Raw genomic sequence first — 13,150 nt, forward strand, 5'->3', positions numbered from 1 at the left:
CGGCGGGCGCACGGCGCGTGCACCTTGTGGATTGGCCGTAAGGTGGGGCTTTGACCCAGTGAGGGCCAGAGGAAAAATGCATTCCGCCGCAAACATGGTTGTGATCCCGGCGTGTGGCAGGGGGCGGCCGGCCAAGAAAAAAGGCTGCCCCGAAGGACAGCCTTTCTGAATGGTAACTGCTGGCAGATCTCAGCCCTGGCGGGCTTTGAACCGGCGTTGGGTCTTGTTGATCACGTAAACGCGGCCTTTGCGACGCACAACGCGGCAATCACGGTGCCGGTTCTTGAGCGAGCGGAGCGAGTTGCGAACTTTCATGTCCTTCTCCATCTTTCTGTCTGGCGCGAACCAGCGCCGGGTTGCGGGCAGCCCGACACGCCAGAGGCGGTCAGACCAGTGAAATTCGGTGGTGGGCGATACTGGGATCGAACCAGTGACCCCTTCGATGTCAACGAAGTGCTCTACCGCTGAGCTAATCACCCACACTGAAACACGGATTATATACGGCCCCAAACAAAATGGGGCGCGAAAACCCGCGCCGTGAGGGGTGCTATAAAAGGAGTCGGGCACATGATCAAGGGCTTTTGGCATCGCAAGTTTCTGCGCTATGTTGATCGCGAAAGGGGGCCGTATGCCGAAGTCTGCCTACGAAGTTTTTCACCCGGAGCGCAACCGGTCCTGCGTGGTCTTTGCCTCGCCGCATTCCGGGCGTGATTACCCCTGGTCTTTCCTGCGTAAAACGGTGCTGGACGAACATGCGATCCGGTCGTCGGAAGATGCTTTTGTGGACATGCTGTTCGACTGCGCGCCGCGTTTCGGTGCGACTTTCATCAAGGCGGGCGCGCCGCGCGCCTTTGTGGATCTGAACCGGTCCAACGACGAGCTGGACCCGGCGCTGATCGAAGGGGTGCGCAGGCAGGGGCATAATCCGCGGGTGGCTTCCGGCCTTGGTGTCATCCCCCGTGTCGTGTCGAACGGGCGGGCGATCTACCGGGGCAAGATCACTGGTGCCGAGGCGGAGCGTCGCATCACGCAATATTGGCAGCCCTATCATGACATGGTGCAAAAGCTGCTGGATGCCGCGCATCAGCGGCATGGCCAGGCGGTGCTGCTGGATTGCCATTCCATGCCGCATGAGGCGATGGACGGGGTGGCCCGGTCGGGTATGCGCCGCCCTGATGTGGTTCTGGGGGACCGGTTCGGGGCCTCTGCCGGGGGCGAGGTCGTGGACCGGATCGAGGCGGCTTTTGCTGACGCCGGATTCGTGGTGACCCGCAACACGCCCTTTGCGGGGGCCTATATCACCCAGGCCTATGGCCGCCCGTCACGCGGGCAGCATGCGGTTCAGGTCGAAATCGACCGCTCGCTTTACATGAACGAGGCGCTGATCCGGCCCAATGGCGACTTTGACACGGTGCGCGCTGCCCTGCAGCAGGTGGTGGGGGAAGTGGCGCAGATCGGCCAGGGCCGGTTGCCGCTGGCCGCCGAATAGCCGTTCAGGTCTTTTTCCCGACTGACAGCATCGCCATGCCAAGGCAGAGCGTCCCCAGACCGGTTGCGGCGGTCCGCAGCTGATTCCAGAACTGCCATTCCGGTGAATAGCCCTGCCAGATCTGGCGCGCTGTTTCGATATCTTCGGGGACGGGGACTGCGCCAAGGGCTTCGTTCATCGGGACATTCACCGCCATTGTCAGCAGGACGCCCGGAAAGGTCACCAGCAGTGCCGCGCCAAGGCACCACCCGGCGGCGGCCCGCTGTGCAGCCACAAAGAGAATCACCGTTGTGACGGCCAGCACGACGGGCGTGCCAAAGAAAGCGGGGGCAAAGACCGCGTTGCGCACCGAGGCATTCATGGCCTGCATCGCGGCGATGGCGGTGCGGGGGTCGGCCTGATCCAGCCCCCACATGGTCGAGCAGACCCAGGCGTAGAAAAAGCCGAAGAGCGCGCCGCAGAGCAGCAGGGAGAGCAGAAGCAGGGGGCGGGAAAGTATGTTGGTCATCTGAATATCCGTATTGATGTGTACGCCTTTACATATCCGTATCTTAATGTACGTTTATTTGTCAAGCAGACGGGGGCATTCGATGCGTGACGACAAACGCCAGGCGCGCATGCGCGAGATTGAGGCAGTGGCCTATGAGCTGCTGGCCGAGCAGGGGTATGACGGAACCTCCATGCTGGCGGTGGCGAAACGGGCCAGGGCGTCGAACGAGACACTTTATCGGTGGTACGGCGACAAGAAGGGATTGTTCGTCAGCATGGTCCGGGCCAATGCCGACGCGGTGCGCGCGGCACTTGATCACGTGGAACCGGCGGGCCTGTCGCCACTGGACAGGCTGCATCGGCTGGCGCCGGTCCTGTTGGGCATGTTGCTGGGGGAGCGCGCGATTTCGCTGAACCGGGCCGCTGCGGCGGATGCCACAGGAGACCTGGGGCGCGCCATTGCCGAAGGGGGACGCGAGAGCATCCTGCCCCTGCTGGCCGGTGTGATGCAAGAAGCGATAGCAGCAGGGGAGGTGGTGCCGCCGAAGGAGGGGGATATCGCGCCGCTGTTCATGCATCTGCTGGTGGGCGATCAGCAGATCAGGCGGGTAATCGGGACCTTGCCCGCCCCCGGTGAGGCGCAGGTTGCGGCGCAGGCCAGGATTGCGATGGCCCAGTTCATGGCGCTCTGTGCGCCGTAATGAACTTAATCCGCTGAACGGCGGGGCCTGAGCCCAGCGCAGCGGCCTCGGGCGCGCGGATCAGCGCAGGGCGCGCCCCTTTACGATGGCCTTCTCGCCAAAGCGGGAGCGGATGCTGTCGGTGGCGCGTTCCGCGCGGTTGCGTTTATCGGCCTGCGGGTCCAGCAGGTCTCCGGCCAGATCGGAGCCCTCGGGCGTGCCAAGGTCGGAGATCCCGACACCGATCAGGCGGAAAGGGCCGGGGTCACCCAATTGGTCAAACAGCGCGCGGGCATGGCGATAGATGCGGTCCGCAAGCTGGGTATGGTCGGGGAGCGAGACGCGGCGGGTGAGAATCTTGAAATTCGCATGTTTCAGTTTCAGCGTGACGATGCGCCCGGCCATTCCCTTGGCCTTGGCCCGGTCGGCCACCTGCACCGACAGCCGCCAGATGTGGCCATCCAGAATATCGGCATCGCCTGTGTCCTCGCCAAAGGTGGTTTCCTTGGAGATGGATTTGACCGGTTCATGGGCCGAGACCCGGCGATGGTCCTGGCCGCGCGCCAGGTGCCACAGCCTTTCGCCCATGCCGCCGAAGCGAAGGATCAGATCCTGCTTTTCCCAACGCAGAAGGTCGGAAAAGTTGCGCACACCGGCCTTTTCCAGCGCCGCCTGGGTGACCGCACCGACCCCCCAGATCATGCTGACCGGTTTGTCGCGCAGGAAATCGGCGGTTTCCGCCTTGCCGATGACGGAAAAGCCGTGCGGCTTGTCGAGGTCGGAGGCGACCTTGGCCAGAAACTTGTTGTGGCTCAACCCGATGGAGCCGGTCAGCCCCAGTTCGGTTTTCATGCGACGGACCAGCCGCGCCAGCATGACCGCAGGGGCCGCGCCATGCAGGCGTTGGGTGCCGGTCATGTCGAGAAAGGCCTCGTCCAGGGAAAGCGGCTGAATGGCCGGAGTCAGTTCCTCCATCATGGCGCGAATGGCACGGGAGGCTTCGACATAGGCCGCCATCCTGGGTTTGATGATGATCGCCTCCGGACAGAGTTTGAGCGCCTGGAACATCGGCATCGCGGAGCGCACACCGCGAATCCGCGCGATATAGCAGGCGGTGGAGACCACCCCGCGCCGGCCGCCGCCGATGATGACAGGTTTGCCCGCCAGCGCCGGATTGTCGCGCTTTTCCACCGAGGCATAGAAGGCATCGCAATCCATATGCGCGATGGTCAGTTCCATGAGTTCGGGATGGGACAGCACACGGGGGCTGCCGCAGTTGGTGCACCGCGTCACGGCAGGTTGTTCTTTCAGGCAATCACGACAAAGGCTCGCCATCTTGGCACACGGATGAGAATGGTTATGTAGCCAATGTAGCGGGTGAGCGAAGGAAAGAACATGGGGCAGGACGAAGGCTTTGACGGTGCCAAGCTTGCGCTTTTCATCGGCGCGAAACTGGCAGTGATCCTGCGCGACGATATCCCCGGCCTGCCCTTTGCCGGATATTGGGACCTGCCCGGTGGCGGGCGCGAGGGGGATGAAACGCCCCTGGAATGCGCCCTTCGCGAGTGTCGCGAGGAGCTGGGATTGACGGTGCCCGAGGGTGCGGTGACATGGCGGCAGCGGTTTACCGAGGACGGACAGGTCAAATGGTTCTTCGTGGCAGGCCTGCCGGACCGGGCGGCGCAGGATGTCATTTTCGGCAACGAAGGGCAGCGATGGACGCTGATGTCGTCTGACGCATTTCTGGCACATCCCAAGGCCGTCCCGGCATTTCAGGCACGTCTGCGGCTGTTCCTGAAGCGCGAGGGCGTTTCAGGTCTTTGAAATTATTTGGATTTTCAAGACAAAGCCCCCCGCCTTCTGCAGCGGGGGGGAGTTGACGAACTTCAGGAAGAACCAGTTCGTCGGGGAGTATCACCTGACCTTAGGTTAACATGGCAAGCAGGGGCCACATAGTCGGGAATTCCTGACCGGACAGCCAGCAGGCCCGATGTTGTCATTTATGTTACAGTCAGCGGTTGAAGTTCAGGCGCTGCCGCCAGCCATCCAAGGGCAGTTCAGGAGGGGGCGTTGGGTCTGGCCGCCTGTGGGCTTTTCATCTCGGCGAGGATTTCAAGCGCCGCGTCGCGGGGGTCAGGCACCGCCCAGATCGGGCGGCCGACCACCACATGATCCGCGCCTGCGGCGATCGCCTGCGCCGGTGTCATGATGCGTTTCTGGTCGCCGGGCGCACTGCCGAAGGGGCGGACGCCGGGGGTCACCACCAGCTTGCCCTCCGCTTCGGGTAGGGCGCGGACAAGGGCGGCCTCGTGCGGGGAGCAGATGATGCCGTCTGCACCTGCTTCGAAGGCATTTGCGGCGCGGGTCTGCACCAGATCGCGGATGGCGCCGTCGCGGATCAGGGCGCCGTCAAGATCGGCCCGGTCCAGCGAGGTCAGGATCGTCACCGCGAGGATCTTTGTGTCATGCCCGCCAGCCCCTTCGCGGGCGGCAGCAACAACATAGGGGTCGCCATGCACGGTGAGGAAATCGAGTTCGAACTGCGCCAGGCCACGCACGGCGGCTTCGACGGTTGCGCCGATGTCGAAAAGCTTCATGTCCAGAAAGATGCGTTTGCCGTGCTCCTGCTTGAGCTCGTTTGCGAGCGCCAGACCACCGCCGGTCAACATGCCCAGCCCGATCTTGTAGAAACTGACGGCGTCGCCCAGTTCTTCTGCGAGGGCAAGCCCCGCGACAGCATTGGGAACATCGAGGGCTACGATCAGGCGGTCATCTGTCATCTGGCTTCCTTGGGTGATGCGGGCAAACGTCTGGGTCGTAGTCGGTTTGACCGGAAGCTGTCCAGTGAAAAGAGCGGGCCGGGCGCGCGCCGGTGCTGTGGAAGACAAAAAAACCCGGATATGCTTGCGCGATATCCGGGTCAGTATGTCAGAGACAGTGCAGGCAGGCATAGGTCTCTGATGGTGGGGCAGCTGCATGGACAGAATATGCAGCGGTGCCCGGCTGTCCGCGCGGAAAGGCAGGTGTCGCGCGGATGGCTGTGAAATCAGGCGGCGCGGTTGCCGGGGTAGGCAACCAGGCTTTCCAGCCAGCGGCGCGGGTCGAACCGGGGCCGGCCGGCACGTTGCCGGGCAGCGCGGTGAGCCCGTTCCGAATAAAGACCGGCACCTTGCCGGTCCCGGCGGATGGCCTGTTTTTTCAGACCCTCGGCCGCCTGTTCGAAAGACATGGTGATGGGCGCATTGATGGCGCAGGCATATTTGCGCGCGGTTCCGTCACGATGGAGAGTGACAAGCGCCTCGAACGTCTGTTCGGCGGCGTTGTAGATCACATCTGACAGCTGAATGCTTGGATTCTGCATGAAGATTACCTCACAAGGCCTTGATCGTTGTCGCAGGGGTTGGTGCTGCTTTAGACAACAACGATTATGTTGCGAAATGGTTGCATGAATTCCGGAAAATGCTGTGAATAAATTGGAATAATCTTTTTATTACAGTCGGCTATCCCGGTATGGAATTTTTCATTTCTGCGGAATTTGTCGCAAATTGGGCAGATTGCTGCCGTTCCCCTGGTGCACCGCCTGTCCGCAGGCGCATTGGCCCTGCCTGCGCTTCATGTCACCCGGCATCTGACAGGTTCTATCAAACGTCGTGCCAGGCAATTCTGGCCCAATCCGGCCCTTCGACGCGGGGTGAGCGAGGAGCCGCTTTGCGGGACGAAGGTGCCGTCCACCAAAGCCCGGAGTCAAGGTGCGCAGCACCGCCGGGCAGCGCCCGACCGCCCCATGGGCGGGCGCTTTCTCACCGTATTGCGGTTCATCATCCCCACGCCAAAGATTAGAAATAAAGTGGCACCCACGGACGTTCCGCTGCCCACCCGCGGTCAGGCGCTGCCCTGTGTGGTTAAGTCACTCCGGACTCAATCCCGCCCTTCGCAGCATTTTTCACAAATGACCGCTTGGCCCCTGCCTCCCATCGGACATAACGCTGCGCTCCGGGCCAGCGATGTGACACAAAAGCCGGTATTGCCTGACACCTGACAGTTTCATTGTGGTGAGCGCCTCTTGAATCCGGTGTCCGGATCCCCAAATTCTAACCGAGGTCCCGAAGGACGCGTGCCGCTGAGCCGGGCGCATCCGCCATGGGGCGCTTAACAAGAGGAGAGAACCATGGACTTGAGCAAGTTCACGGAAAGATCGCGCGGCTTCATTCAGGCGGCGCAGACAATTGCCGTCCGCGAGAGCCATCAACGGCTTACTCCCGAACATATTCTGAAAGCACTGCTGGACGATGATCAGGGCTTTGCGGCCAATCTGATTTCGGCGGCAGGCGGTAACGTCAAGCGCGTGACCGAGAACCTCGCGCTGGCGATGGGCAAGCTGCCCAAGGTTTCGGGCGATGCGGCCCAGGTCTATCTGGACAATACAACCACGAAAGTGCTGGCCGAGGCTGAGGCGCTGGCGAAGAAGGCGGGCGACAGTTTTGTCCCGGTGGAACGTCTGTTGATGGCGCTTTGCATGGTCAAATCCGCGGCGAAAACCGCGCTGGAAGCCGGTCATGTTTCGGCCCAGGCGCTGAACACTGCCATCAATGATGTCCGCAAGGGCCGCACCGCGGATACCGCGAGTGCGGAGGATGGATATGAGGCGCTGAAGAAATACAGCACCGACCTGACCGCGCGGGCCGAAGAAGGCCGGATCGACCCGATCATCGGCCGCGACGAGGAAATCCGCCGCACGATGCAGGTCCTCTCGCGCCGGACCAAGAACAACCCGGTTCTGATCGGTGAACCCGGTGTCGGTAAGACCGCCATTGCCGAAGGTCTTGCCCTGCGGATTGTCGATGGCGATGTGCCCGAATCCCTGCGCAACAAGCGATTGCTGGCGCTGGACATGGGGGCGCTGATTGCAGGTGCCAAATATCGCGGCGAGTTCGAGGAGCGTTTGAAGGCGGTTCTGACCGAAGTCACCGAAGCTGCCGGGGAAATCATCCTGTTCATCGACGAGATGCACACGCTGGTCGGTGCGGGCAAGGCGGATGGGGCGATGGATGCCTCGAACCTGCTGAAACCTGCGCTTGCGCGGGGTGAATTGCATTGCGTTGGTGCCACCACGCTGGATGAATACCGCAAATATGTGGAAAAGGACGCAGCGCTGGCGCGGCGTTTCCAGCCGGTCATGGTGCAGGAGCCGACGGTGGAAGATACCATTTCCATCCTGCGTGGCATCAAGGAGAAATACGAGCTTCACCATGGTGTGCGGATCAGTGACTCTGCCCTCGTGGCGGCCGCGACGCTGAGCAATCGCTACATCACCGACCGGTTCCTGCCGGACAAGGCGATCGACCTGATGGACGAGGCCGCCAGCCGTCTGCGCATGGAAGTCGACAGCAAGCCCGAAGAATTGGATGCGCTGGACCGCCAGGTCCTGCAATTGCAGATCGAGGAAGAGGCGCTGAAGCTGGAAGACGATCAGGCGTCCAAGGACCGGCTGGAGACCTTGCAGAAGGACCTTTCCGATTTGCAGGAGAAGGCCAGTGGCATGACAGCCGCCTGGCAGGCCGAGCGTGACAAGCTGGCCGGCGCCCGCGACATCAAGGAAAAGCTGGACCGCGCCCGCGCGGATCTGGACATCGCCAAGCGGGAGGGCAACCTCGCCCGCGCGGGGGAGCTTTCCTATGGCGTGATCCCGCAGCTTGAGAAGGATCTTGAGGCTGCTGAATCCAGCGAGGATGGCATGATGGTCGAAGAGGCCGTGCGCCCCGAGCAGATCGCAAATGTGGTTGAGCGCTGGACAGGTGTGCCTGCGGGCAAGATGCTGGAAGGCGAACGTGACAAGCTGTTGCGCATGGAAGACCAGCTTCATGCGCGGGTCATTGGCCAGAATGCTGCGGTCAAGGCGGTGGCGAATGCCGTGCGCCGTGCGCGTGCCGGTCTGAACGACGAAAACCGCCCCCTGGGCAGTTTCCTGTTCCTCGGGCCGACGGGTGTGGGCAAGACCGAGCTGACCAAGGCGGTGGCGGAGTTCCTGTTCGACGACGACAACGCCATGGTGCGTATCGACATGTCCGAGTTCATGGAGAAGCATAGCGTTGCCCGGCTGATCGGCGCGCCTCCGGGTTACGTCGGCTATGACGAGGGCGGTGTGCTGACCGAGGCGGTGCGGCGCAGGCCCTATCAGGTTGTGCTGTTCGACGAGGTCGAAAAGGCGCATCCGGATGTGTTCAACGTGCTGTTGCAGGTGTTGGACGACGGGGTGCTGACCGACGGGCAGGGCCACAGGGTCGATTTCAAGCAGACGCTGATCGTGCTGACATCGAACCTGGGCGCGCAGGCGCTGAGCCAACTGCCCGATGGCGGCGACATGGCACAGGCCAAGCGTGACGTGATGGATGCGGTCCGGGCGCACTTCCGGCCGGAGTTCCTGAACCGTCTGGACGAAACGATCATCTTCGACCGGCTGAGCCGCGAAAACATGACCGGTATCGTCGAGGTGCAATTGCAGCGGCTGCTCCGGCGGCTGGCCGGGCGCAAGATCGCGCTGGATCTGGATGAGAGCGCCAAGAAGTGGCTGGGCGATGAAGGCTATGATCCGGTCTTCGGGGCACGGCCGCTCAAGCGGGTCATCCAGCGGGTGCTGCAGGACCCGCTGGCAGAGATGATCCTGGCCGGTGACGTGCGCGACGGGGACAGGATCACCGTCACCGCAGGAGCCGATGGCCTGATCATCGGGGACCGGGTCGCGGCCAGCAATCGGCCCAAACCGGACGATGCGACGGTGCATTGATCCGCACTATATATATGCAGGTAAAAAAGGCCGGGGTTTTCCCGGCCTTTTTTTGCCGGTAGCCCGGTCAGCGACACGGCAGGAATCTCGTTTGTGCCCATCTGCTGTTGCGGTTGTGCCGCAGGCAAAGCAGCAACGCATCAAGCTGTTTTTCATTTGCCGGTCGAATTGCTAGGTCCGCAGGGAGGAATTGCAGCGGATCCCCCATGCAGATGCACCAGAAAGGCAGACCCATGAGACTATTAGGTATACTGGGGCTGCTGAGCCTGGCCGCATGTGGCGACCTTCCGGGCCCTTCGGTTCCTGCGCAACCGGGCCAGAACCTGCAATCGGCGCGTCAGGCGGTCTATGCCTGCTCCGCAAATGCGGCGCGGGGCGGTCAGAATGCTGTCGTCAGCAGCTATGTCGGAGGCGTGTTGTTCGGCGGCGTGCTTGTGGGCCCGATCATCGTGGCGTCCAATGAAGGGAATATCCGTGCCCATGGCGAGGCGGGCGCGGTGGACCGTTGTCTGAATACGCGCGGTTTCGAGCGGCGCGATCTGACACCGGCAGAAGTTCAGGCGCTGAACAGATTGTCGGGCACCCGGCGCCATCAGCTGTTGGATCACCTGATCTCGGGCCAGTCGCTTGAGACATTCAATGCTTCCGCCGGATACGCCTGACGCAGGTCATGCCAGGTTCAAAGGGTCGTTTTGGCAGCCCTTTTTCGGCGCACCCGCCGGGATTGTCCGGCGGATGTCTCCTCGGATCAAGGCATCAGCACCTTGTCGATGACATGGATCACCCCGTTCGTGGCTTCAATGTCGGGGGTGACAATCGTGGCATCATTGACCATGAGTCCATTGTCGAGGTTGATCGTGACGACAGAGCCCTCCAGCGTTTCGACATTCATCCCGGTCTGAAGGTCAGCGGACATGATTTTGCCCGCGACGACGTGGTAGGTGAGAATGCTTGTCAGAACGTCCTGGTTTTCGGGCAGCAACAGGGTGTCCACAGCGCCGTCTTCCAGATCGGCAAAGGCGTGGTCACTGGGCGCAAAGACGGTATAGGGGCCGTCGCCTTTCAGGGTTTCGAGCAGGCCGGCCGTCTCGGCGGCAGCCAGCAAGGTGCCGAAAGTCCCGGCCTCGGTTGCGGTATCGACGATGTCTTTCTTGTTGTCGGCAGCAAAGACGGGTGTTCCGGCAAGCGCGGCAGCAGCGGTCAGGGCAAGTAGTGTTCTGCGGTGCATGATGGTCTCCTCCTGCTATCTGGTGTCACAGGATAATGTGAGGCGGTCCGTCGGAAAGAAAAGCAGGGGGTTTTCGCCGGTGGCGTGAGGGCGCCCATTGAAACATGGGGCGCTTGCGCTAAGCGGGACGGATGCGGTGCGACCACTCAACTCAACGTGAAAGCGGGGCGCGGTTTTGTGATCTCTGCCCGCAGCGCCGAAGGCGCTGGCCGTTTCTGCCGGGCGGAGCAAAGCTGACAATTCGGTGTTCTGGGTGAAATGAACCGCGAAAGTCTTTGGTGCATGGGCCTTGTAACCCTAACTCTGTTGTATGTGGAGTTGAGAGTAGGAGAGCCCGATGGCCCATCGTTGGATCAATACGCTGAAAGAAAGTGACGTCACCCCGGAGGCGGCGTTTCTGAACCGCAGGCAATTGATGGCGGGTGCGGTTGCGGGCGTCGGGCTTGCCGGGATATCCGGCGGGCGGGTGCGAGCCGAGGGAGAGCTGCAACCGAACAGCTATGAGGACATCACCAGCTACAACAACTATTATGAGTTCGGCACCGGCAAGGGCGATCCGGCCCGCAATGCCGGAACCCTCACGACCAAACCCTGGACGGTGAAGATCGACGGCCTTGTGGACAAGCCCGGCGACTACAACTTTGAAGACATCATGAAGGCGATGACCATCGAGGAACGGATCTATCGCTTCCGTTGCGTCGAGGCCTGGTCGATGGTGGTGCCATGGGACGGGTTTGAACTGGCGGATCTGCTGGAGATGGCGGGGGTGCAGTCCGCTGCGAAATACGTGGCCTTCGAGACGGTGCTGCGCCCCGACGAAATGCCCGGCGTGCGGTTCCCGGTTCTGGACTGGCCCTATGTCGAGGGGCTGCGCCTGGACGAGGCGATGCATCCGCTGACGATCATGGCGACCGGCATCTATGGCAAGGACATCCCGAACCAGAACGGCGCGCCGCTGCGGCTGGTGGTGCCGTGGAAGTATGGCTTCAAGTCGATCAAGTCGATTGTGCGGATCACGCTGACAGACAGCGAACCGCCGACAAGCTGGAACAAGGCCAATGCCCGTGAATACGGATTCTACAGCAATGTGAACCCGGAAGTGAGCCACCCGCGCTGGTCGCAGGCGACAGAGCGTCCGCTGGGCGGAGGGTTGTTTGCCGGTCGCCAGGACACGCTGATGTTCAATGGCTACGGCGACGAGGTGGCCAGCCTTTATGAAGGCATGGATCTGGCCAAGAACTTCTGATGGCAAACCCGGGCGGCAGGGGAGACGGGATTTTCGAGAATCCCGGTCCGAATTTTATGAAAAATTCGCCACGCCGGGTGGCCCTGTGAAAGTCTTCATCGACGGCATCAACTGCTTCGCGCGGCGCATCCCGACATGGGTTGTATATAGTGCGTATCTGATCCCCGCCGTCTGGCTGTTCTATCAGGGGGTCTACGGGGGGCTTGGCCCCGATCCGGTCAAGGCGCTGGAGCATGAGCTGGGCAAGACCGCGCTGCAGCTTTTGATCATCGGTTTGTGCATCACGCCGCTGCGCCGGTTTACCGGCCTCAACCTGATCAGGTTCCGCCGGGCGATCGGTCTGCTCGCCTTTACCTATGTCGTGCTGCATCTGCTGGTCTGGGCATTTCTGGATGTGCAAAGCCTGTCGCGGGTTGCACAGGACATCATAAAGCGCCCCTACATCACCATCGGCATCGCGGCATTTGTTCTTTTACTGCCCCTGGCCGCCACATCGAACAATTGGTCGGTGCGTAAACTGGGCCCGGCGTGGCGCAAGCTGCACAAGCTGACCTACCTGGCCGTGATTCTGGGCGGTATCCACTACATCTGGCTGGTGAAGGGCATTCAGATTGAGCCCCTGGTCTATATGGCCGTGCTTCTGGGGCTTCTGTCGCTGAGATTGGTCAAAACCCCGAAGCGCGGACCCGCTGCCCGGCCAAATCGGTGAATCACCGGGCCTTTCGGGGCTGATTGCTGGCCGGTCGCCGAAGATTCTGCACTGATTCCACCATGGTTGCCCGCCGAACGGGCACTTTTTGAAAGAAATTTTGGCCTGTCGCGCGAGTCGGAGCCCGATTTTCGGTGAATCGCCCCTCCGATTCACACCCGATCCAGCATTCGGCCGGGTGAATCGGCAAATCAGGGGCAAATTTGTTGGCGCAAACAGGGTGAGTCTGCGTCCCGCTTGGGGGTAAGCCTGTGGATAACGCTATATATGGGAATCCGGAGGCCCTGCTTCGGTGATGCCGCAGGCGATAAAGCGACCGCAGGCAAAGTAATTCGAAAAAAATGAGATCATAACACTCTGTTTCTAAACCACATTCTGAGAGTGTAGCAAAAATTTCGCATTTCTCGAAAAAAGGGGTTGCGGGTATCCGCTACTAACCGTAGAACCCCCCTCACCGGCGGCGCAGAGATGCACCGGCGGGGCGTCAGACGGGCCGGACGGAAGCGGAAACGCGGACGGGCGGAA

13 protein-coding genes and 1 tRNA gene are annotated in these 13,150 nt (G+C 61.6%); 7 read left to right on the forward strand and 7 right to left on the reverse strand.

From position 1 onward, the window contains the following. Positions 1–189: 189 nt before the first annotated feature. On the reverse strand, positions 190–315 hold the full coding sequence (gene ykgO / locus O4H53_RS10520; RefSeq protein WP_005850168.1) for a type B 50S ribosomal protein L36: 126 nt from the start codon (positions 313–315) through the stop codon (positions 190–192). A gap of 89 nt (positions 316–404) precedes the next feature. Continuing rightward, positions 405–479 (reverse strand) — tRNA-Val (locus tag O4H53_RS10525). Positions 480–628: 149 nt separating this feature from the next. On the opposite strand from O4H53_RS10525, the gene O4H53_RS10530 reads away from it, so the two are divergent. Further along, positions 629–1,489: an N-formylglutamate amidohydrolase gene (locus O4H53_RS10530; RefSeq protein ID WP_114276211.1), complete on the forward strand. Its 861-nt coding sequence runs from the start codon at positions 629–631 to the stop codon at positions 1,487–1,489. A gap of 4 nt (positions 1,490–1,493) precedes the next feature. Here the strand turns inward: O4H53_RS10530 and O4H53_RS10535 are convergent, their stop codons facing one another. Continuing rightward, complete coding sequence (locus O4H53_RS10535) at positions 1,494–1,997, reverse strand: anthrone oxygenase family protein (RefSeq protein ID WP_269363606.1); 504 nt, start codon at positions 1,995–1,997, stop codon at positions 1,494–1,496. 82 nt (positions 1,998–2,079) lie between these two features. On the opposite strand from O4H53_RS10535, the gene O4H53_RS10540 reads away from it, so the two are divergent. Next, on the forward strand, positions 2,080–2,679 hold the full coding sequence (locus tag O4H53_RS10540; protein WP_269363607.1) for a TetR/AcrR family transcriptional regulator: 600 nt from the start codon (positions 2,080–2,082) through the stop codon (positions 2,677–2,679). Positions 2,680–2,739: 60 nt separating this feature from the next. Here O4H53_RS10540 and O4H53_RS10545 read toward each other — a convergent pair whose 3' ends face one another. Beyond that, on the reverse strand, positions 2,740–3,993 hold the full coding sequence (locus O4H53_RS10545) for a DNA polymerase IV (protein WP_269363609.1): 1,254 nt from the start codon (positions 3,991–3,993) through the stop codon (positions 2,740–2,742). A 60-nt stretch (positions 3,994–4,053) separates the two neighbouring features. Between O4H53_RS10545 and O4H53_RS10550 the strand changes: the two genes are divergently transcribed. Next, positions 4,054–4,482 carry an NUDIX hydrolase gene (locus O4H53_RS10550; protein ID WP_269363612.1) on the forward strand — a complete coding sequence of 143 codons (429 nt, stop codon included), beginning with the start codon at positions 4,054–4,056 and terminating at the stop codon, positions 4,480–4,482. Between the two features lie 233 nt (positions 4,483–4,715). Here O4H53_RS10550 and pyrF read toward each other — a convergent pair whose 3' ends face one another. Both pyrF and O4H53_RS10560 read right to left on the reverse strand, forming a co-directional pair. After that, a complete protein-coding gene (pyrF, locus tag O4H53_RS10555; RefSeq protein ID WP_269363613.1) occupies positions 4,716–5,438 on the reverse strand; it encodes an orotidine-5'-phosphate decarboxylase in 723 nt (240 codons plus the stop codon). A 266-nt stretch (positions 5,439–5,704) separates the two neighbouring features. Then, positions 5,705–6,019, reverse strand: coding sequence for an orotidine 5-phosphate decarboxylase (locus tag O4H53_RS10560; protein WP_269363615.1), 315 nt, complete (start codon positions 6,017–6,019; stop codon positions 5,705–5,707). A gap of 807 nt (positions 6,020–6,826) precedes the next feature. Here O4H53_RS10560 and clpB point away from each other — a divergent pair. Together clpB and O4H53_RS10570 are read left to right on the forward strand one after the other, a co-directional pair. Further along, a complete protein-coding gene (gene clpB, locus O4H53_RS10565; RefSeq protein ID WP_269363617.1) occupies positions 6,827–9,442 on the forward strand; it encodes an ATP-dependent chaperone ClpB in 2,616 nt (871 codons plus the stop codon). A gap of 233 nt (positions 9,443–9,675) precedes the next feature. Further along, a complete protein-coding gene (locus O4H53_RS10570) occupies positions 9,676–10,104 on the forward strand; it encodes a hypothetical protein (RefSeq protein WP_269363619.1) in 429 nt (142 codons plus the stop codon). An 86-nt stretch (positions 10,105–10,190) separates the two neighbouring features. On the opposite strand, the gene O4H53_RS10575 is transcribed toward O4H53_RS10570, so the two are convergent. Further along, positions 10,191–10,670: a fasciclin domain-containing protein gene (locus O4H53_RS10575; protein WP_269363621.1), complete on the reverse strand. Its 480-nt coding sequence runs from the start codon at positions 10,668–10,670 to the stop codon at positions 10,191–10,193. Between the two features lie 337 nt (positions 10,671–11,007). On the opposite strand from O4H53_RS10575, the gene msrP reads away from it, so the two are divergent. Both msrP and msrQ read left to right on the forward strand, forming a co-directional pair. After that, positions 11,008–11,916: a protein-methionine-sulfoxide reductase catalytic subunit MsrP gene (msrP, locus tag O4H53_RS10580; protein WP_269363623.1), complete on the forward strand. Its 909-nt coding sequence runs from the start codon at positions 11,008–11,010 to the stop codon at positions 11,914–11,916. Between the two features lie 85 nt (positions 11,917–12,001). Continuing rightward, on the forward strand, positions 12,002–12,625 hold the full coding sequence (msrQ, locus tag O4H53_RS10585; RefSeq protein ID WP_269363625.1) for a protein-methionine-sulfoxide reductase heme-binding subunit MsrQ: 624 nt from the start codon (positions 12,002–12,004) through the stop codon (positions 12,623–12,625). Positions 12,626–13,150 lie beyond the last annotated feature (525 nt).

Source organism: Sulfitobacter sp. G21635-S1 (genome assembly GCF_027213915.1).
Classification (GTDB): domain Bacteria; phylum Pseudomonadota; class Alphaproteobacteria; order Rhodobacterales; family Rhodobacteraceae; genus Sulfitobacter.

Bases quoted from the DNA above. Each gene is read 5' to 3' on its own strand.
- pyrF (WP_269363613.1), bottom strand. From the start codon at position 5,438: ATGACAGATGACCGCCTGATCGTAGCCCTCGATGTTCCCAATGCTGTC.
- O4H53_RS10550 (WP_269363612.1), top strand. From the start codon at position 4,054: ATGGGGCAGGACGAAGGCTTTGACGGTGCCAAGCTTGCGCTTTTCATC.
- O4H53_RS10545 (WP_269363609.1), bottom strand. From the start codon at position 3,993: ATGGCGAGCCTTTGTCGTGATTGCCTGAAAGAACAACCTGCCGTGACG.
- O4H53_RS10570 (WP_269363619.1), top strand. From the start codon at position 9,676: ATGAGACTATTAGGTATACTGGGGCTGCTGAGCCTGGCCGCATGTGGC.
- clpB (WP_269363617.1), top strand. From the start codon at position 6,827: ATGGACTTGAGCAAGTTCACGGAAAGATCGCGCGGCTTCATTCAGGCG.
- O4H53_RS10540 (WP_269363607.1), top strand. From the start codon at position 2,080: ATGCGTGACGACAAACGCCAGGCGCGCATGCGCGAGATTGAGGCAGTG.
- msrP (WP_269363623.1), top strand. From the start codon at position 11,008: ATGGCCCATCGTTGGATCAATACGCTGAAAGAAAGTGACGTCACCCCG.
- O4H53_RS10560 (WP_269363615.1), bottom strand. From the start codon at position 6,019: ATGCAGAATCCAAGCATTCAGCTGTCAGATGTGATCTACAACGCCGCC.
- ykgO (WP_005850168.1), bottom strand. From the start codon at position 315: ATGAAAGTTCGCAACTCGCTCCGCTCGCTCAAGAACCGGCACCGTGAT.
- O4H53_RS10575 (WP_269363621.1), bottom strand. From the start codon at position 10,670: ATGCACCGCAGAACACTACTTGCCCTGACCGCTGCTGCCGCGCTTGCC.
- O4H53_RS10535 (WP_269363606.1), bottom strand. From the start codon at position 1,997: ATGACCAACATACTTTCCCGCCCCCTGCTTCTGCTCTCCCTGCTGCTC.
- O4H53_RS10530 (WP_114276211.1), top strand. From the start codon at position 629: ATGCCGAAGTCTGCCTACGAAGTTTTTCACCCGGAGCGCAACCGGTCC.